At 71.0% G+C, this 17,409-nt stretch carries 13 protein-coding genes; 3 read left to right on the top strand and 10 right to left on the bottom strand.

Annotated features, from left to right (window positions below; all coding sequences use genetic code 11):
* Positions 1 to 101: 101 nt before the first annotated feature.
* The 8 genes from ACGFU7_RS06785 to iolC all read right to left on the bottom strand — a co-directional run bounded on the left by ACGFU7_RS06785 (position 102) and on the right by iolC (position 11,766).
* Positions 102 to 1,670, bottom strand: a complete 1,569-nt coding sequence (locus ACGFU7_RS06785) for a long-chain-fatty-acid--CoA ligase (RefSeq protein WP_393693034.1) — start codon at positions 1,668 to 1,670, stop codon at positions 102 to 104.
* 64 nt (positions 1,671 to 1,734) lie between these two features.
* Positions 1,735 to 4,860 carry a beta-ketoacyl synthase N-terminal-like domain-containing protein gene (locus tag ACGFU7_RS06790; RefSeq protein WP_393693036.1) on the bottom strand — a complete coding sequence of 1,042 codons (3,126 nt, stop codon included), beginning with the start codon at positions 4,858 to 4,860 and terminating at the stop codon, positions 1,735 to 1,737.
* 5 nt (positions 4,861 to 4,865) lie between these two features.
* Entirely contained in the window at positions 4,866 to 5,330 is a 465-nt protein-coding gene (locus ACGFU7_RS06795; protein WP_393693038.1) for an acyl carrier protein, read from the bottom strand.
* Positions 5,331 to 5,550: 220 nt separating this feature from the next.
* Entirely contained in the window at positions 5,551 to 7,050 is a 1,500-nt protein-coding gene (gene mmsA, locus ACGFU7_RS06800) for a CoA-acylating methylmalonate-semialdehyde dehydrogenase (protein WP_393693040.1), read from the bottom strand.
* Positions 7,051 to 7,062: 12 nt separating this feature from the next.
* A complete protein-coding gene (gene iolD, locus ACGFU7_RS06805) occupies positions 7,063 to 8,952 on the bottom strand; it encodes a 3D-(3,5/4)-trihydroxycyclohexane-1,2-dione acylhydrolase (decyclizing) (RefSeq protein WP_393693042.1) in 1,890 nt (629 codons plus the stop codon).
* The gene (gene iolB / locus ACGFU7_RS06810; RefSeq protein ID WP_393693044.1) at positions 8,949 to 9,842 is read right to left on the bottom strand and encodes a 5-deoxy-glucuronate isomerase; all 894 of its coding nucleotides are present in this window, start codon (positions 9,840 to 9,842) and stop codon (positions 8,949 to 8,951) included. The genes iolD and iolB overlap by 4 nt, the downstream gene beginning before the upstream one ends.
* Positions 9,839 to 10,774, bottom strand: coding sequence for a deoxyribose-phosphate aldolase (locus ACGFU7_RS06815; RefSeq protein WP_393693046.1), 936 nt, complete (start codon positions 10,772 to 10,774; stop codon positions 9,839 to 9,841). The genes iolB and ACGFU7_RS06815 overlap by 4 nt, the downstream gene beginning before the upstream one ends.
* Positions 10,771 to 11,766, bottom strand: a complete 996-nt coding sequence (gene iolC, locus ACGFU7_RS06820) for a 5-dehydro-2-deoxygluconokinase (RefSeq protein ID WP_393693048.1) — start codon at positions 11,764 to 11,766, stop codon at positions 10,771 to 10,773. The genes ACGFU7_RS06815 and iolC overlap by 4 nt, the downstream gene beginning before the upstream one ends.
* A gap of 132 nt (positions 11,767 to 11,898) precedes the next feature.
* Here iolC and ACGFU7_RS06825 point away from each other — a divergent pair, with 132 nt between their 5' ends.
* The 3 genes from ACGFU7_RS06825 to ACGFU7_RS06835 all read left to right on the top strand — a co-directional run bounded on the left by ACGFU7_RS06825 (position 11,899) and on the right by ACGFU7_RS06835 (position 13,812).
* A complete protein-coding gene (locus ACGFU7_RS06825) occupies positions 11,899 to 12,825 on the top strand; it encodes a sugar phosphate isomerase/epimerase family protein (RefSeq protein ID WP_393693556.1) in 927 nt (308 codons plus the stop codon).
* Between the two features lie 128 nt (positions 12,826 to 12,953).
* A complete protein-coding gene (locus ACGFU7_RS06830) occupies positions 12,954 to 13,367 on the top strand; it encodes a peptidoglycan-binding protein (protein WP_393693050.1) in 414 nt (137 codons plus the stop codon).
* 247 nt (positions 13,368 to 13,614) lie between these two features.
* Positions 13,615 to 13,812 (top strand): AlpA family transcriptional regulator, encoded by a 198-nt coding sequence (locus tag ACGFU7_RS06835; protein WP_093898674.1) that lies wholly within the window; start codon positions 13,615 to 13,617, stop codon positions 13,810 to 13,812.
* 51 nt (positions 13,813 to 13,863) lie between these two features.
* On the opposite strand, the gene ACGFU7_RS06840 is transcribed toward ACGFU7_RS06835, so the two are convergent.
* Together ACGFU7_RS06840 and ACGFU7_RS06845 are read right to left on the bottom strand one after the other, a co-directional pair.
* Positions 13,864 to 14,937 carry a zinc-dependent alcohol dehydrogenase family protein gene (locus ACGFU7_RS06840; RefSeq protein ID WP_393693051.1) on the bottom strand — a complete coding sequence of 358 codons (1,074 nt, stop codon included), beginning with the start codon at positions 14,935 to 14,937 and terminating at the stop codon, positions 13,864 to 13,866.
* A 163-nt stretch (positions 14,938 to 15,100) separates the two neighbouring features.
* Positions 15,101 to 17,350 (bottom strand): MMPL family transporter, encoded by a 2,250-nt coding sequence (locus tag ACGFU7_RS06845; RefSeq protein ID WP_393693053.1) that lies wholly within the window; start codon positions 17,348 to 17,350, stop codon positions 15,101 to 15,103.
* Positions 17,351 to 17,409: the final 59 nt, after the last annotated feature.

Genomic DNA, 17,409 nt, shown 5'->3' on the forward strand with positions numbered 1-17,409 from the left:
GCGTCCGGCGTCCGGCGTCCGGCGTCCGGCGTCCGGCGTCCGGCGTCCGGCGTCCGGCGTCCGGCGTCCGGCGTCCGGCGTCCGGCGTCCGGCGTCCGGCGTCAGTGGATCTTGCTGGCCCGTCCCGCCCAGAACCGGTCCCGCAGTTCGCGACGGAGCACCTTCCCGGTCGAGTTGCGGGGCAGGCCGTCCAGGAAGTCGTACCGGACGGGGATCTTGAAGTCGGCGATCCGCCCCTTCAGGGACAGCATCAGTTCCCTCGGGGTCGCGCGCATGCCCTCGTGCAGCACCACGCAGGCGTGCACCGCCTCGCCCCAGCGGGGGTGCGGGGCCCCGATGACCGCCACCTCGGCCACCGCCGGGTGCTTGCCGAGTGCCTCCTCGACCTCACCGGGGTAGACGTTCTCCCCCGCGACGATGATCGTGTCCTTGATCCGGTCGCAGAGGTAGAGATAGCCGTCCTCGTCGAGATAGCCGGCGTCCCCCATCCGCAGCCAGCCGTCCGCCAGGGTCTGCGCGCTGGCCTCCGGCAGGTTCCAGTAGCCCAGCATGACGGCGGGCGAACGCACCCATACCTCGCCGGTCTCACCGGTGGCGCAGGTCCTGCCGTCGGCGACGATCCGTATCTCCACCCCCGGGCAGGCACGTCCGGCGGCACGCAGCCGGGGGCTTCCCGGTACGTGGTCGGGCATCGGCAGAAGGGCCACCGCGTTGCCCGTCTCGGTGGCGGCGTACGCCTGCACCAGGTCGGCCTCCAGCACCTCGATGGAGCGGACCAGCAGCTCCTCGGCGATCGGCGAGCCGCCGTAGACCGCCTTGCGCAGTGTCGCGAAGGTTTCCCTGGACGCGGCGGGCTCGGCCAGCATCATCTGGAGCATGGCCGGGGCGACGAAGGTGGTGGTGACACCCACGTCCCGGATCAGGGCGACGGCGTCCTGGGCGACGAACATCCGCATGATCACGTTCGTCACGCCTGCGGTGAAGCCCTGCATGGACCAGGAGAGCCCTGCGATGTGCAGTCCCGGCAGCCCGATCAGACTCTTGTCGTCCGGCTTCCAGTCCACCCAGTCGAGACCGTTGTCGTCCATGGCCCGGCCCAGTGCGAAGAAGCTCCGGTGCGGCAGGACCACACCCTTCGGCAGCCCGGTGGTGCCGCTCGTGTACATCTGGGCGACGGGCTGGGCGGGATCGGGGCGGTACCCGGTGCCGGTGTCCGGGAAGGCGGACTTCCAGTCCAGGAAGCCCGCGCCGCGCCGTCCCTCGGTGTCCATGCCGACGACCGTTTTCAGCTCCGGCAGCTCGGGCTCGATCCGCTCGGCGGTGGCGCGGTACTCCTCCTCCACGAAGAGCAGCCGGGCGCAGGAGTCCCGCAGCTGGTGCTCGACCTCGCTCTCGGTGAGCCGCCAGTTGACCGGCACCAGGACGGTGCCGCTCTTGGCGCTGGCGAAGGCGATCTCGTAGTAGTGCTGCGACTCCATACCGAGGAACGCGACCCGGTCACCGGGAGCGAGCCCCGCGGCGAGCAGAGCGTGCGCGGCACGGTTGCTCTCGCGGTCGAGTTCGGCGTACGTCACCTCGGTGCCGAGATGGATCATGGCGACGTGATCGGGCCGGACGGCGGCGTGGTGTCCGGGGATGGCGGCGAGTGTCTCTGGCGTGGCCTCGTCCATGGTCTCTCCATCAACAGGTCCGGCTGATCCGGAGGTCGGTGCCCGGCCGTGTGCGGCGCGGGGTTCAGTCCGAGGTCAGCCGCTGCTCGGCGAACTCGGCCAGGGAACTGGCGCTGGGGTGGTCCATGACCTCGGACACCGTGGTCATGCGGCCCAGGGCCGTGCCCAGCTGCCCGCTGAGCCGGGCGGCGGCCAGCGAGTCGAGGCCCAGGTCGAGGAAGTGCGCACCGGGCTCGATCTCCGCGGGGTCGTCGAACTGCAGCTCGGCCGCCATCAGCGCACGGATGTGTCCGGTGAGGGCGGCGAGCCGTTCGCCCTGGTCCATGGAGAGCAGCCGTTCGGTGTCCAGCTCCGCCGGGGCGGTGGGCGCCACGGCGGGGCCTTCCGCAGCGGTGAGGGGCTGTGCGTCCTCTCCGGTACGGGGCGCGGAGCGGCGGGGGTTCGCCGACCGGAGCCAGTACTCCTGACGGTCGAAGGCGTAACCCGGCAGCACCACCCGGCGCATCCGCCGCTCCGCGTGGAAACCGGACCAGGACACCGGGTATCCGGCGGCGTACAGCTTGGCCGCCGAGGACAGCAGCGCCAGGTCGTCCTGTTGAGCGGGGCGCAGGCTGGTGAGCCAGGTGTCGCCCGGGGCATCGAGGTTCTCCCGGGCCAGCGAGGACAGCGTGGCGGACGGCCCGATCTCGATGAACGCGTGTCGGCCGCGCCGGGCCACGGTCCGCATACCGGCCGCGAAGTCCACCGGTTCGGCGATGTGCCGGACCCAGTAGTCGGGTTTGGAGATGTCCCGCCACCGGGCGACCTGGCCCGTGAGGTTGGAGATCAGGGTGAACTCGGGCTCGTGGAAGGCGATGTCGTCGAAGGCCGCGCGGAACTCCTCGGTGACCGCGCCCATCAGCGGCGAGTGGAAGGCGTGCGAGACGGGCAGCCGCTTGACCCGCACGCCCTTGGCGGACAGCCCGGCGGTCGCCGCGTCCAGCGAAGCGGCACCTCCCGAAATGACGCACTGCGTCGGTGCGTTGTACGCGGCGACGGCGAGGTCGTCGTACGGCTCCACCAGGGCGTTCGCCGTCTCCGCGTCGGCCCCGACGGCCGCCATGCCGCCGGGGGCGGTGACCGAGTCCATCAGCCGGGCCCGGACCGCGACCAGCCGGACCGCGTCGGGCACGGTGAAGAGGCCGGCGACGGCAGCGGCGACCACCTCGCCGATGCTGTGTCCGATGACGGCCGAAGGCCGCACACCCCAGGACAGCCACAGCCGCGCCAGCGCGTACTCCAGGACGAACAGGGCGGGCTGGGTGTACCGGGTGCGGTGCAGCTCTCCGGCGTCCTCGGTGCGGCCGAACATCAACTCCCTGATGGAGCGTCCCAGATGCGGGGTGAAGAGTTCGTCCAGCTCGTCGACGGTCCGGCGGAACAGCGGGTGACGCCCGTACAGGGCGAGGCCCATGCCCGGGTGCTGCGCGCCCTGCCCGGTGAACAGGAAGACCGCCTTGCGGATGGCCTCCGGCTTGGCCGTCGCGGGCCGGTCGGCCCGGTCGGCCCGGTCGGCGAGCAGCGCGGAGAGGCCGGCGTGGTCGCGGACGACTCCGGCGATCCGGTGGTCGAAGTGGGCACGCCCGGTGTTGCCCGTGTAGCAGATGGCGGAGACCGGAAGGCCGGGGCGGTCGGCCAGCAGTCGCTGATAGCGCTCGATCTGCAGGGCGAGCGAGCGGGCCGACTTGGCGGACAGGGTGAAGACATGGCCGCCGCGCTCGTTCGCGTCCCCGGCCCGCTCGTCCTCCTCACGGGCGGGACCGTCCGCACCGGCGGGCGCCTCTTCCAGCACGGCGGACGCCAGGGTGCCGGCGAAGCCGAAGGAGTTGACCATCGCCCGTCGGGTGCCGGACTTCCAGGGGCGGCACTCCGTGGGGATCTCGACCGGGGAGACCTCCCAGGGGATGCGTGTCGACGGCTTCTCGAAGTTGAGGTGGGGGAAGATCTCGCCGCTCCGCAGCTGGGCCACGGCCTTGATGACTCCGCCGATCCCCGCGGCCGGCTCCATGTGTCCGAGGTTGGTCTTGGACGAGCCGACGATCAGCGGATCGTTCCTGCTGTGCGAGTCCGCGAAGACCTCGCTGATCGCACCGATCTCGATCGGGTCGCCGAGGGGGGTTCCGGTGCCGTGCGCCTCCACGTACTGGATGTCGCCGGGCTCCAGCCGGGCGCTGCTGAGCGCCCGCCGTAACAGGGCCTCCTGTGCGGCACCGTTGGGCACGGTGAGCCCGGCGCTCTCCCCGTCCTGCCCGACGGCGCTGCCCCGGACGAGCGCCAGCACGGTGTCGCCGTCGCGCCGGGCGTCCGACAGCCGCTTCAGCACGATCATGCCGCAGCCCTCGGCCCGGCCGTAGCCGTCGGCCGTGTCGTCGAAGGTCTTGCACCGGCCGTCGGGCGAGAGCGCGCTCAGATCGGAGAAGAGCGCGGTGCTGCGGGGGTGGTGAATGGCGTTGACCCCGCCGGCCAGGGCGATGTCGCACTCGCGGCGGCGCAGCCCCTGGACGGCGAGGTGGAGTGCGACGAGGGAGGCCGAACAGGCGGTGTCCACGGTGAGGGAAGGGCCGCGCCAGCCGAGGAAGTACGAGAGTCTGCCGCAGATGCCCGAGTGCGAGACGCCGGCCGCGATCCGGCCGTCCAGTTCGTCGTCGCGGAGCTCGTCCATCTCCATCACGTAGTCGAGAGAGCTGGCCCCCACGTAGATGCCGCCGTTGCCGTGCCGCAGCGCGGTCGGGTCGATCCCGGCGTGTTCGAGGGACTCCCACGCGGTCTCCAGCACCAGCCGCTGCTGCGGGTCCAGGCAGTGCGCCTCGGCGGGGGCCGTCTTGAAGAACTTGGGGTCGAACCGTTCGAGCCCGTCGAGGAAGCCGCCGCCCGAGGTCCGGATGACACCGCGGCCCTCGCCGGACGCGTATGCCTCGACGTCCCAGCGGTCCTTCGGGAACGGTCCGATGGCGCTGCGTCCCTCGCGCAGGAACTCGGTGAATCCCTCCAGGGAGTCGTTTCCGCCGGGGAAGCGCAGGCCGACGCCCACGATCGCGATCGGTTCGTACTTCTCCTGCAGCAGCTCCTTCAGGAGTTCGCGCTGCTTGCGCAGGTCTTCCTGAGCCTGCTTCAGGGCGCTTTCGGTGGTCGCGTCGTCCAGATCTGCCATGTCTCCTACCCCTGGTAGAGGTTCGTGAGGGCTTCGTCGACCAGTGCGTCCGCCGAAGAGTCGGCCGAGCGGGGGGCAGCGGCGGATGCGGGCCCGTTCGGGGGCGCGGAGACGCTCGCGGGGCGGAACAGTCCGGGGAGCAGCTCGTCGCAGATGTGGTCCATCAGCTGCCCCACGGTGGGACTGTTGAACAGCAGGCTCGCGCTGAGTTCGTGTCCGATCATCGACTCCAGGCTCTGCTTCAGATCGGTGATCGTCAGCGAGGTGAGCCCCAGGTCGAAGTAGCTCTCGTCCAGGGGGAGTTCGTCATCGTCGTCCATGAGGAGCACGATCTTGAACTCGGCGACGACGAGATCCTCCAGTGCCTGCCGTCGCTCGGACCGGGGCAGATCGAGCAGGTCGTCCACAACCGTGGCGGCGCCCACCGCCTCAGGCCCCGAAGGGCGTTCGTCCACCGCACTCACTGCCATCGCCTCCGCCAGGTCGAGCCTCCGCAAGAGCCCCCGTACCGCGCTTCGTGGGTGCCTGCTCCATTCCAGTCGACGAGCACGAGAGCAGTCCAGCGCCGTCGGAACGGCGGTACGGGCATGTGTCCCCGGCGTCAGCGACACGTCAGCGCGGGGGTGCCGCGGACATGGCGACGGCCCGTACGGAACAGCTTCCGTACGGGCCGTCGGGCGTGTTTGTGGATCAGTGGTTGCGGGGGAAGCCCAGGTCCACGCCCGCCGGGGCGTCGGCCGGGTCCGGCCAGCGGGTGGTGACGACCTTGCCGCGGGTGTAGAAGTGCACGCCGTCGTTGCCGTAGATGTGGTGGTCGCCGAAGAGGGAGTCCTTCCAGCCACCGAAGGAGTGGTAGCCGACCGGCACCGGGATCGGCACGTTGACGCCGACCATGCCCGCCTCGATCTCCAGCTGGAAGCGGCGGGCGGCGCCGCCGTCGCGGGTGAAGATCGCGGTGCCGTTGCCGAACGGAGAGGCGTTCATGAGGGCGACGCCCTCTTCGTACGTCTCGGTGCGCAGGACGCACAGGACCGGGCCGAAGATCTCGTCCTTGTACGCGTCCGAGTCGGTGGACACGTTGTCGAGGAGGGAGAGGCCGAGCCAGTGGCCGTCCTCGAAGCCGTCGACGGTGTAGCCGGTGCCGTCGAGGACGACGTCGGCGCCCTGGGCGGCCGCGCCCGTGACGTAGGAGGCGACCTTGTCGCGGTGGGCGGCGGTGATCAGCGGGCCCATCTCGGACGTCGGGTCGTTGCCGGGGCCGATCTTGATCTTCTCGGCGCGCTCCTTGATCTTGGCGACGAGCTCGTCGGCGATGGAGGCGACCGCCACGACCGCGGAGATCGCCATGCAGCGCTCACCGGCGGAGCCGTACGCGGCGGAGACCGCGGCGTCGGCCGCGGCGTCGAGGTCCGCGTCCGGCAGCACCAGCATGTGGTTCTTCGCGCCGCCGAGCGCCTGGACGCGCTTGCCGTTGGCGGAGGCGGTGGCGTGGATGTAGCGGGCGATCGGGGTGGAGCCCACGAAGGAGACCGCGGCCACGTCGGGGTGGTTGAGCAGGCCGTCGACGGCGACCTTGTCGCCGTGCAGGACATTCAGCACGCCGTCCGGCAGACCGGCCTCGGCGGCCAGCTCGGCCAGCAGGTTGGCGGCCGACGGGTCCTTCTCGCTGGGCTTGAGCACAAAGGTGTTTCCGCAGGCGATGGCGAGCGGGAACATCCACATCGGCACCATGGCCGGGAAGTTGAACGGGGTGATACCGGCGACGACACCGATCGACTGGCGGATCGAGGAGACGTCGACCCGGCTGGAGACCTGGGTGGACAGCTCGCCCTTGAGCTGGGTGGTGATGCCGCAGGCCAGCTCGACGATCTCCAGACCGCGCGCGACCTCGCCCAGCGCGTCCGAGTGCACCTTGCCGTGCTCGGCGGTGATCAGCGCGGCGATCTCGTCGCGGTGGGCGTCGAGCAGTGCGCGGTAGCGGAAGAGGACCGCGGTGCGGGCGGCCAGCGAGGACGTGCCCCACGTGGCGTAGGCGTCCTTGGCGGCGGCGACCGCGGCGTCGACCTCTTCGAGGGAAGCGAGCGCGACCTGGGTGGTGACGGCGCCGGTGGCCGGGTCGGTGACCGGGCCGTAGTTGCCCGACGCACCCTCGACGGTCTTGCCACCGATCCAGTGGTTGACGGTCTTCATGACAGAACTCCTTCAAAGGTGGTGGCGTCGGTCGGCGACGTGACGGTCGTACTCTTCCCGGGCTTTCACGGCCGACGGCCGGGTGGCCGTTTCGGCTACGGGAACATCCCACCACGCCTGTGCCGGAGGGGGGCCCGACACTGTGTCTGTCGTTTCGGTCTCGACGTAGACACAAGTGGGACGGTCCGCGGCGCGCGCCTCGGCAAGGGCTTCGCGCAGGTCACGGACGGTCTTGGCACGCAGCACCCGCATCCCCAGCGAGCCGGCGTTGGCCGCGAGGTCGACGGGGAGCGGGGGGCCGGTGAAGCCGCCGTCCGCGGCGCGGTGGCGGTAGGCCGTACCGAAGCGCTCGCCGCCGACCGTCTCGGAGAGGCCGCCGATGGACGCGTAGCCGTGGTTCTGGAGGACGACCAGCTTCACGGGGAGTTCCTGCTGCACCGCGGTGACGATCTCGGTGGGATTCATCAGATATGTGCCGTCGCCGACGAGGGCCCAGACGGGGCGGTCGGGGGCGGCCAGCTGGACTCCGATCGCGGCCGGGATCTCGTAGCCCATGCAGGAGTAGCCGTATTCGACGTGGTACTGGTGCGGGGAGCGGGCCCGCCAGAGTTTGTGCAGGTCGCCGGGGAGCGAGCCGGCGGCGTTGATCAGGATGTCGTCCTCGGTGACGAGGGCGTCGAGCAGGCCGAGGACCTGGGCCTGGGTGGGGCGGGCGTGCGGGTCCTCGGCGGTGAACGCGGCGGTGACGCGCTGCTCCCACTTCTCCTTGGCCTCGGTGTACTCGGTCTCGTAGGACGGGTCGACGCGGTGGTTGCGTGCGGCGAGCTCGGCGGTGAGGGCTTCGAGGGCGGTGCGGGCGTCGGCGACGAGCGGGAGCGCACCGAGCTTGTGGGCGTCGAAGCCGGTGATGTTGAGGTTGAGGAAGCGGACCGCCGGGTTTGAGAAGAGCGTGGCGGAGGCGGTGGTGAAGTCGGAGTAGCGGGTGCCGACGCCGATCACCAGGTCGGCGGTGCGGGCCAGCTCGTCGGCGGTCGCGGTGCCGGTGTGGCCGATGCCGCCGACGTCGGCGGGGTGGTCGTGACGCAGGGAGCCCTTGCCGGCCTGGGTGGAGCCGACGGGGATACGGGTGGCGGCGGCGAACGCGGCGAGGGTCTCCTCGGCCGCGCTGTGGTGGACGCCGCCGCCCGCCACGATCAGCGGCCGGCGGGCGGTGCGCACGGCCCGTACCGCCCGGTCGAGCTCGTGCGGATCGGGGGCCGGCCTGCGTACGTACCAGATGCGCTCGGCGAAGAACTCCTCCGGCCAGTCGTACGCCTGGGCCTGCACGTCCTGCGGCAGCGCGAGCGTGACCGCGCCGGTCCCCGCCGGGTCGGCGAGGGTCCGCATGGCCTGGAGCGCGGCCGGGATCAGCGCCTCGGGGCGGGTGATCCGGTCGAAGTAACGGGAGACGGGACGCAGACAGTCGTTGACCGAGATGTCGCCGGCGGACGGGACTTCGAGCTGCTGGAGCACGGGGTCGGCGGGCCTGGTCGCGAAGGTGTCCCCGGGCAGGAGGAGGACGGGGAGATGGTTGATGGTGGCGAGGGCGGCGCCGGTCACGAGGTTGGTGGCGCCGGGGCCGATGGAGGTGGTGACGGCGTGCGCGGAGAGCCGGCCGGACTGGCGGGCGTAGCCGACGGCGGCGTGCACCATGGCCTGCTCGTTGCGGCCCTGGAGATAGGGCATGGCGCGGCCCGACTCGACGAGCGCCTGACCGACTCCGGCGACGTTGCCGTGGCCGAAGATGCCCCAGGTGGCGCTGATCAGGCGCTGCCGCCGGCCGTCGCGCTCGGTGTACTGGCGGGACAGGAAGGACACCAGGGCCTGGGCGGTGGTGAGCCTGCGGGTGCGTGGTGCGCTCATGAGGTCGCCTCCGTCCCGTGGTCCGTCCCGTAGAACGGCAGTCTGGGGTCCACCGGCTGCGACGGCCAGGTGTCGCGGATCCAGCTGTGGTCGGGATGGTCGCTGATCAGCCACTCCCGCTGTTCCCCCGGGCCCGCCATCACGTTGAGGTAGTAGAGGGTGCGGCCGGGGGCGGCGATGGACGGGCCGTGCCAGCCGTCGGGAATGAGGACCGCGTCACCGCTGCGGACCTCGGCGAGGACATCCGTACCGCCGTCCCTCGACGGCGACACCCGGTGGTAGCCGAGGCCGTCGTTCTCCACCTCGAAGTAGTAGATCTCCTCCAGGACGGACTCGACACCGGGACGGTGCTCGTCGTGCTTGTGCGGTGGGTAGGACGACCAGTTGCCGCCCGGGGTGAGGACCTCGACGGCGATCAGCCGGTCGCACTCGAAGGTGTCGGCGGCGGCGAAGTTGTTGACCTGGCGGGAGCAGTTCCCGGAGCCGCGCAGCTCGATGGGTACCTCCGGCGCGGGGCCGTAGCGAGCGGGGAGTCGTCGCTCGCACTTCGCTCCTGCCAGGGCGAAGCGGCCTCCTGCGCCGGAGGCGATCTGTGCATGGGCGTCACGCGGTACGTACGCGAAGTCGGATACCCCGCTGAACACGCTTTCCCGGCCCAGCAGTTCAAAGATCTCATCTGAGGTGTGCACCGTACAGCCACCGGTCAACGGCAGGACGATCCACTCGCTCTCCCCGGTGACGAGCGTGTGAATTCTGCCCGGCTCCAGTTCCAGCACACGCAGGCTCGACCGGTCCCAGCCGGCGCGCTTCGGATCGATGTCGAGGGTGTAAGGGCCGCTTGCCGCGCTCCCGGCGCCGAGGTGGTACCGCGGTTCGTTGTCCGTCGTCATACCCATTCCCTACCCGTTACCCGGTACGTGTCCGTTCCTCTCGGCTCCAGCAGCGATACGGCCGTGTCGACGGCCGCGGCCACCTCCCCGTCGGCCGGGTAGAGCAGCGAACGCCCCACCACCAGGCCCTGGACGGTCGGCAGTTGCAGCGCCGTGCGCCACTTCTCGAAGGCGCCGTCCAGGTTGTCGCCCACCTCGCCGCCCAGCAGCACGGCGGGCAGCGTCGAGGCCTTCATCACCCGGGCCATGTCGTCGGGGTTCTCGGTGACGGGGACCTTGAGCCAGGTGTACGCGGATGTCCCGGCCAGCCCCGAGGCGATGGCGATCGAGGTGGTGACCGCCTCCGCACCGAGGTCGTTGCGGACGTGGCCGTCCATGCGGCGACAGAGGAACGGCTCGACGAAGACGGGCAGCCGGTGCGCGGCCATGGCGTCGATGGCACGGGCGGTGGCGTGCATGGTGTCGAGCGAGCCGGGGTCGTCGTAATCGATACGGAGCAGCAGCTTGCCCGCGTCGAAGCGGAGCCGGGCGAGGTCTTCGGGGCGGTGGCCGGTGAAGCGGTCGTCGAGTTCGAAGGCGGCGCCCGCGAGTCCGCCGCGGTTCATCGAGCCGACGACGACCTTGTTCTCCAGTGCGCCGAGGAGCAGCAGGTCGTCGAGGATGTCGGCGGTGGCGAGGACGCCGTCGACGCCTGGGCGGGAGAGGGCGAGGCAGAGCCGTTCCAGGAGCTCGAAGCGGTTGGCCATGGCCAGTTCACGGTCGCCGACGGCGAGGGAGCCACGGGCCGGATGGTCCGCCGCGATGATCATCAGGCGGCCGCCGCTGCCGACGAGGGGGCGTCTGCGGCGCCGTGCGGCGGCTTCGGCGACGGCCTCGGGGTGGCGCACGCGCAACTGGACGAGTTCGGAGACCGAGGTGGCCGGGGGCGTCATGGGGTGGCTCCGGTGGGGCGGGAGGTGACGGCACCTTCGGTCAGGGCCGCTTCGACTTCGTACGGGAACGGCATGGCGGACGAGCAGGCAAGCCGGGAAGCGACGATGGCACCGGCGGCGTTGGCGTACCGCATGATGCGCTCGGTCTCCCAGCCGGCGAGCAGCCCGTGGCAGAGCGCCCCGCCGAAGGCGTCACCGGCACCGAGGCCGTTGACGACCTCGACGGGCAGCGGCGGCACATCGGCCACCGTGCCGTCGCGGCGGACGGCGAGGACGCCCTTGGGGCCCTGTTTGACGACGGCCAGCTCGACGCCCGCGGCGATCAGGGAGCGGGCGGCCGCGTACGGTTCGCGCTCGCCGGTCGCGATCTCGCACTCGTCGAGGTTGCCGACGGCGACGGTGGCATGGGCGAGGGCCTCGCGGTAGCGGGCGGTGGGGCGGGAGCCGGGTGCGGGTTCTGCGGTGTCCCAGAACATCGGGCGCCAGTCGAGGTCGAAGACGGTGATACCGGAGCGGTCGCGGGCCCGCAGCGCGGCGAGGGTCGCGGTACGGCTCGGTTCGGCGCACAGCCCCGTGCCCGTCATCCAGAAGACCCGGGCGGAGCGCACCGCGTCGAGGTCCAGCTCCGACTCGTGGATCTCCAGGTCGGGGGCCTTGGGCTGCCGGTAGAAGTAGAGCGGGAAGTCGTCGGGCGGGAAGATCTCGCAGAAGGTGACCGGCGTCGGATACGCGTCGACGGGCGTCACCCACCGGTCGTCCACCCCGAACTCCCGCAACTGGTGGTGGAGATACTCCCCGAAGGCGTCCCGGCCCGTGCGGGTCACCACTGCGGTCCGCCGGCCGAGCCGGGCTGCCGCGACGGCGACATTGGTGGGTGAGCCGCCGAGGAACTTCCCGAAGGTCTCGACCCGGGCCAGCGGCAGACCGGTCTGCAGGGGGTAGAGATCCACACCGATCCGGCCCATGGTGATCACGTCGTACAGCTCAGGCATATGCATCCCTTCGACCGGTGACCGGGGCGGCTGCTCCCAGGTCTAGCCCTCCCCCGCAACCCTGTCAATGCTTTGTCCGGACATACGGACGAATGATTGACACGCGTCGTCCGGGACTGGACGCTGGACGTCATGACCTCCTCCGCAGCGCCTCCGGCCCGTATCCGTATCGGTTCGGCACCCGACTCGTGGGGTGTGTGGTTCCCCGACGATCCGCAGCAAGTGCCCTGGCAGCGCTTCCTCGACGAGGTCTCCGCGGCGGGTTACGAGTGGATCGAGCTCGGCCCGTACGGCTACCTCCCGACCGACCCGGCCCGCCTCGCCGACGAGACCCGCCGCCGCGGGCTCACGGTCTCGGCCGGGACCGTTTTCACCGGATTGCACCATGGACCGGACGTCTGGGACCGGACCTGGGCGCATGTCGCCGGCATCGCGGCACTCACCCGGGCGATGGGCGCCGGGCATCTCGTCGTCATCCCGTCGTTCTGGCGCGACGACAGGACGGGCGAGGTCCTGGAGGACCGCAGCCTCACCGCGGAGCAGTGGCGCAACCTCACCACCCAGACGGAGCGGCTGGGCCGCGAGGTACGGGACCGTTTCGGGCTGCGCATCGTCGTCCATCCGCATGCCGACACCCATATCGACAGCGAGGAGAACGTCAGCCGCTTCCTCGACGCCACCGATCCCGACCTGGTCTCGCTCTGCCTCGACACCGGCCACTACGCCTACTGCGGCGGCGACAGCGTCAAGCTGATCGAGACCTACGGCGAACGGATCGGCTATCTGCATCTCAAGCAGGTGGACCCGGAGATCCTGGCCGAAGTCGTGGCCGACGAGGTGCCGTTCGGGCCCGCCGTGGCGCGCGGAGTGATGTGCGAACCGCCGGGCGGGGTGCCCGCGCTGGAGCCCGTACTCGCCGCCGCCCGCAAGCTGGACGTCGATCTCTTCGCCATCGTCGAGCAGGACATGTATCCGTGCCCGCCCGACAAGCCCCTCCCCATCGCCCGCCGCACCCGGGACTTCCTCCGCTCCTGCGGCAGCCCGCACCGGGCTCCCTGACACGCCGAGCGGCCCCGGGAAGTGACGTAGTGGCGGTACGCGGTGTTGTTCTCGGTGAGAAGCCGGTGCGCGGCCCCGGCCGCGCACCGCCACCGCACGCACCACCACCGCGCAAGGAGCAACTCGACATGATCCGGAAGATGCTGTCGTCCCGCAGGACGGCCGGGGCCTCGGCCCTGGCCGCGGTCGCCGTGGCCGCCGCCCTCGCCGCGGCCCCGGGCGCCTCGGCCGACGAGCACAACCCGCCGCCACCGCCAGGCTCCAGCCCGGTCTGCGCCTTCTACGACGGCAACGGGCTGACCGTGTACGGCGAGGAGGGCGAGCGGGTCTCCCAGGTGCAGTGCATGCTGGCCAACCGCCACTATCTGCCGTGGTCCGCGCTCGACGGAACGTTCGGGCCACAGACCCTCCTCGCCGTACAGCGCTTCCAGGCGGACCACCCGCCGCTCGTGCCGGACGGCCTGGTCACCCCGGCCACCTGGTCGGCGCTCTGGCACGCGGGACCGACCCGCACGACGCCTCTCCCCTATCCGCCGGTGTAACTCCGCGCACCGGCCCCCTCCCCCGTAACGCCCTTGGGCACCATGCGTGCCTTCTGTCACAGAGATCACCCCCTCGTCACGCATGTCTCCATTACGTGGGTCTTCCGTCACAGGCGCTCGACAGCCCCTCCCCGGAACTCACTCCCTGTCGTTGCACCGAGCACAGGCTGAGTGATCGTCAGCGTCCGCGCCGTAGCTCCCCCGACGGCCTTCCCGGCTGCCGCTGTGGTGCAGAGAGGTGTCATCTATGACGGACAGAAGACTCTGGTCCTACAAGGACATTGCCGCGCACATCCGGGTGCAGCCGGACACCGTCCGCTCCTACCGCAAGCACGGCCTCCTCCCGTCACCCGACCATGTGGAGAGCGGCAAGCCCTACTGGTACGCGGACACCATCCGTGCCTGGGTCGCCTCAAGACCCGGCAACAGAGGACGCAGGGACTGACACCTCCGGCCCCGTACGGCGAGCGAACCCCTCCCGCCGCCGTGCGGGGCTTCACTTCTTCGCCGGGGCGTACGCACCGCCCCTCGACGGTTCGATGATCGTCACCCCTGCTCCGGGCACCGTTCCCATCGCGGCGAGCGCCGCCGGGGCCGCGTCCAGGCCGATGGTGGAGGTCACCAGCAGGTCGGGGCGCAGAGTGCCGGCCAGGACCATGTCCATCATCGGCGGGTACGCGTGCGCGGCCATGCCGTGGCTGCCCAGGATCTCCAGCTCCAGACCGATCACTCGGGCCATGGGCACGACGGGGTCACCGGCCGCCGTGGGGAGCAGCCCGACCTGTACATGGCGGCCCTGTCGGCGCAGGCTCCGCACGGAGGCGGCGCAGGTGACCGGGGAACCCAGCGCGTCGAGCGACAGATGGGCCCCGCCGCCTGTCAGTTCGCGTACCGGCTCGTCCGCCCCGCCCGGGTACGCGGACGCGTCCACGCACTCCACCGCACCGAACGCCCGCGCCAGTTCGAGAGCGGCCGCCGAGACGTCGACCGCGACGACCCTGGCCCCACAAGCCACCGCGATCATGACGGCCGACAGCCCGACCCCTCCGCAGCCGTGCACCGCGACCCACTCCCCCGGCGCCACCCGTCCCTGAGCCACGACCGCCCGGAACGCCGTAGCGAACCTGCACCCCAGACCGGCCGCCGTGGCGAAGGACAGCCCCTCGGGCACGGAAACCAGATTGACGTCGCCCTGCTCCAGCGCCACGTACTCGGCGAACGAGCCCCAGTGGGTGAAGCCGGGCTGGGTCTGCCGCTCGCAGACCTGCTGGGCCCCGGCCGTGCAGGCGGGGCAGTGGCCGCACGCGCAGACAAAGGGCACGGTGACCCGGTCGCCGGGCCGCCAGTTGACGACACCGCTCCCCACTGCCTCGACCACACCGGCGAGTTCATGACCGGGCACATGAGGCAGGGCGATGTCCGGGTCGTGGCCCATCCAGCCGTGCCAGTCGCTGCGGCACAGCCCGGTGGCCTCGACGCGGACCACGACACCCTGGCCGGAGGGGCTCGGGTCCGGCACCTCCCGCACCCGGGCGTCCTGCCCGAACTCCTCGAACACCACTGCTCGCATCGGCCCAGCCCTTCGTTCAGCCCCGTTGTCCGGTCCACGCCGTCGTCCGGTCCACGCCGTTGTCCGCTCCGCGCCGTTGTTCAGTCGACGCCGGTGTTCGGTCCACGCCGGTGTTCGGTCCACGCCGTGATGCGCTCCGCGCCCGTCGTCCGGGCGCCCGAATCTACGCTCCGCTGGTGATCTTGTCCCGCTCCGGGGCGTCCATCGATATCTCCTCGGCCGGCACCGGCGCGGACTCCCCTTCGCTCAGGCCGAATCTCCGGTGGAAGGCCCGCAGTGGGGCGGGCGCCCACCAGGTGACCTTGCCCATCAGCTTCATCACGGAAGGAACCAGCAGGCTGCGCACCACCATGGCGTCCATCAGCACGGCCAGGGCGATACCGAGGCCCAGCATCTTGGTGTTGGCCACCCGTGACGTACCGATGGCGACCATCACCACCGCCAGGATCACGGCTGCCGCGGTGATCAGCCCGCCGGTGTGCCGCAGCCCGAAGGTCACCGATCGCTCGTGGTCCCCGGTGCGGTCGTACTCCTCCTTGATCCGGGAGAGCAGGAACACCCCGTAGTCCATGGAGAGTCCGAAGGCGACGCAGAACATCAGTACCGGCAGTGTCGTCTCTATGTCCCCGGTGCTGGTGAAGGAGAGCAGTCCGGACAGATGCCCGTCCTGGAAGACCCAGACGACCGCTCCGAACATCGCGGTGAGACTGAGCGCGTTGAGTGCGACCGCCTGGAGAGGGATCAGCACGCTTCCGGTGAGCAGGAAGACCAGGAGCAGTGTCACCACGACGATGATGCCCACCGCCCAGGGCAGCCGGTCCGCGATGGCGTGCTTGGAGTCGACCAGGACGGCTGCCGTGCCCGTCACCGAGGTGTCAAAGGGGGCGGGCTCGGCCCGGAGGTCCCGGACGAGCCGTTGGGACTCCTCCCCCACGGACTCGCCGGCGGGCAGCACGCTGAAGTAGGCGAACCGCCCTTCCGTGACCGGCCCGTCGACCCGCAGCACACCGGGAAGCCCGGTGATCCTTTTGCGGTATTCGGCGTACTGGGCCGGCGTCGCCGCACCCTTCGCGAGCACTTCGAGGCCTCCGCCCGGGCTGCCGGGGAAGCCGTCCCGGATGTGCTGCTGGACGACATGCGATTCGGCGGTCGCGGGCAGCTGGCGGTCGTCCGCCGTACCGAACTTCACCCCGAGGAACGGCAGCCCGAGCAGGACGAGACCCACGGCGGTGACAACGGCGAAGACCGGCGCCCGACGCATCACGAGGGTCGCGAACCGACCCCACCCGCTGGCGGATTCGACCGCGGCGGACGCGAACGGCTCGGCACTCCCACCCGGGCGCCCGCCCCCGCGTCGCAGCAGGCGGCGCAGATCCAGGGAGTTGACCCGCGGCCCGAGCAGCATCAGCGCGGCCGGGAGCAGGATCAGTGCGGCGGCGGCCGCCAGCAGCACCACGGCGATCCCCGCGTAGGCGAACGAGCGCAGGAAGTACTGCGGGAAGACAAGCATCGCGGCGAGCGAAACCGCAACGGTCAGCGCGGAGAACAGCACCGTGCGACCCGCGGTGCGCAGCGTCGCCCCCACAGCCGCCCGGGTGTCCGCCCCGGCCGCGAGCTCCTCTCTGAACCGGCGCACGATGAACAACGCGTAGTCGATGGCGAGTCCGAGGCCGAGAGCTGTGGTGAGGTTCTGAGCGAAGACCGAGACATCGGTGAATTCGGTGATGCCACGAAGCGCGGCGTTGGTCCCCAGGATCGCGACGATGCCCACGCCGAGCGGCAGCAGGGCGGCGATCGCGCTGCCGAAGACCATGACCAGCAGCACGAGTGTCACCGGCAAGGCGATCATCTCGGCCCGCAGCAGGTCCTCCTGGATGATCGTCTGCATCTCGTGCCGCACGGCGACCGGCCCGCCGACCGATACCTCCACCGGGCCGTGCGCACCCCGGTATGCAGGGGTTATCCGGTCCAGGACCTCGCCCATCGCCTTGTCGTCGCCCTCGATCCGGGCGGCGATCAACGCCTCCCGCCCGTCCTCGGCGCGGAGTGCGGGTGACTTGCTCTGCCAGTACGAGCCGACGCCCGTGATGTCCTTCTCGCCGGCCAGCCGCTCGGTCAGCCGGGCCGCCTCGGCGGCCACCGCGGGATCGTCGACCGATGCGCTGCCGCTGTCCACGAGCAGCAGCAGATTCGGCTGGGACGCGGGGAACTCACGCTCCAGCGTCTTGGTCGTATAGGTCGATTCGGCGCCCGGGGCCTCCCAGCCGCCGCTGCCCATCCGGTCGGCCACCCCGCTGCCCGCGAACACGGCGAGCGCCGTGATCACCAGGGCCGCAAGCAACGCGAGCCGTGGCCGCGCAGTGACGAAGCGGGTCCAGCCCCCCAGACGCTCCGGACTGTTGACTTCAGGCATGGTGCGGTGTCCCCTTCCCCCCAGATCCAGCAGCGCGAGGCGGCCACGCAAAGCGGCGG

The organism is Streptomyces sp. NPDC048473 (genome assembly GCF_043200155.1).
Taxonomy (GTDB): domain Bacteria; phylum Actinomycetota; class Actinomycetes; order Streptomycetales; family Streptomycetaceae; genus Streptomyces.

What these genes read in the sequence shown, in the direction of transcription:
- iolB (WP_393693044.1), bottom strand. Translation starts at nt 9,842, where the DNA reads ATGACGACGGACAACGAACCGCGGTACCACCTCGGCGCCGGGAGCGCG.
- ACGFU7_RS06785 (WP_393693034.1), bottom strand. Translation starts at nt 1,670, where the DNA reads ATGGACGAGGCCACGCCAGAGACACTCGCCGCCATCCCCGGACACCAC.
- ACGFU7_RS06845 (WP_393693053.1), bottom strand. Translation starts at nt 17,350, where the DNA reads ATGCCTGAAGTCAACAGTCCGGAGCGTCTGGGGGGCTGGACCCGCTTC.
- ACGFU7_RS06840 (WP_393693051.1), bottom strand. Translation starts at nt 14,937, where the DNA reads ATGCGAGCAGTGGTGTTCGAGGAGTTCGGGCAGGACGCCCGGGTGCGG.
- ACGFU7_RS06830 (WP_393693050.1), top strand. Translation starts at nt 12,954, where the DNA reads ATGATCCGGAAGATGCTGTCGTCCCGCAGGACGGCCGGGGCCTCGGCC.
- ACGFU7_RS06815 (WP_393693046.1), bottom strand. Translation starts at nt 10,774, where the DNA reads ATGACGCCCCCGGCCACCTCGGTCTCCGAACTCGTCCAGTTGCGCGTG.
- ACGFU7_RS06790 (WP_393693036.1), bottom strand. Translation starts at nt 4,860, where the DNA reads ATGGCAGATCTGGACGACGCGACCACCGAAAGCGCCCTGAAGCAGGCT.
- iolD (WP_393693042.1), bottom strand. Translation starts at nt 8,952, where the DNA reads ATGAGCGCACCACGCACCCGCAGGCTCACCACCGCCCAGGCCCTGGTG.
- ACGFU7_RS06835 (WP_093898674.1), top strand. Translation starts at nt 13,615, where the DNA reads ATGACGGACAGAAGACTCTGGTCCTACAAGGACATTGCCGCGCACATC.
- ACGFU7_RS06825 (WP_393693556.1), top strand. Translation starts at nt 11,899, where the DNA reads ATGACCTCCTCCGCAGCGCCTCCGGCCCGTATCCGTATCGGTTCGGCA.
- iolC (WP_393693048.1), bottom strand. Translation starts at nt 11,766, where the DNA reads ATGCCTGAGCTGTACGACGTGATCACCATGGGCCGGATCGGTGTGGAT.
- ACGFU7_RS06795 (WP_393693038.1), bottom strand. Translation starts at nt 5,330, where the DNA reads ATGGCAGTGAGTGCGGTGGACGAACGCCCTTCGGGGCCTGAGGCGGTG.
- mmsA (WP_393693040.1), bottom strand. Translation starts at nt 7,050, where the DNA reads ATGAAGACCGTCAACCACTGGATCGGTGGCAAGACCGTCGAGGGTGCG.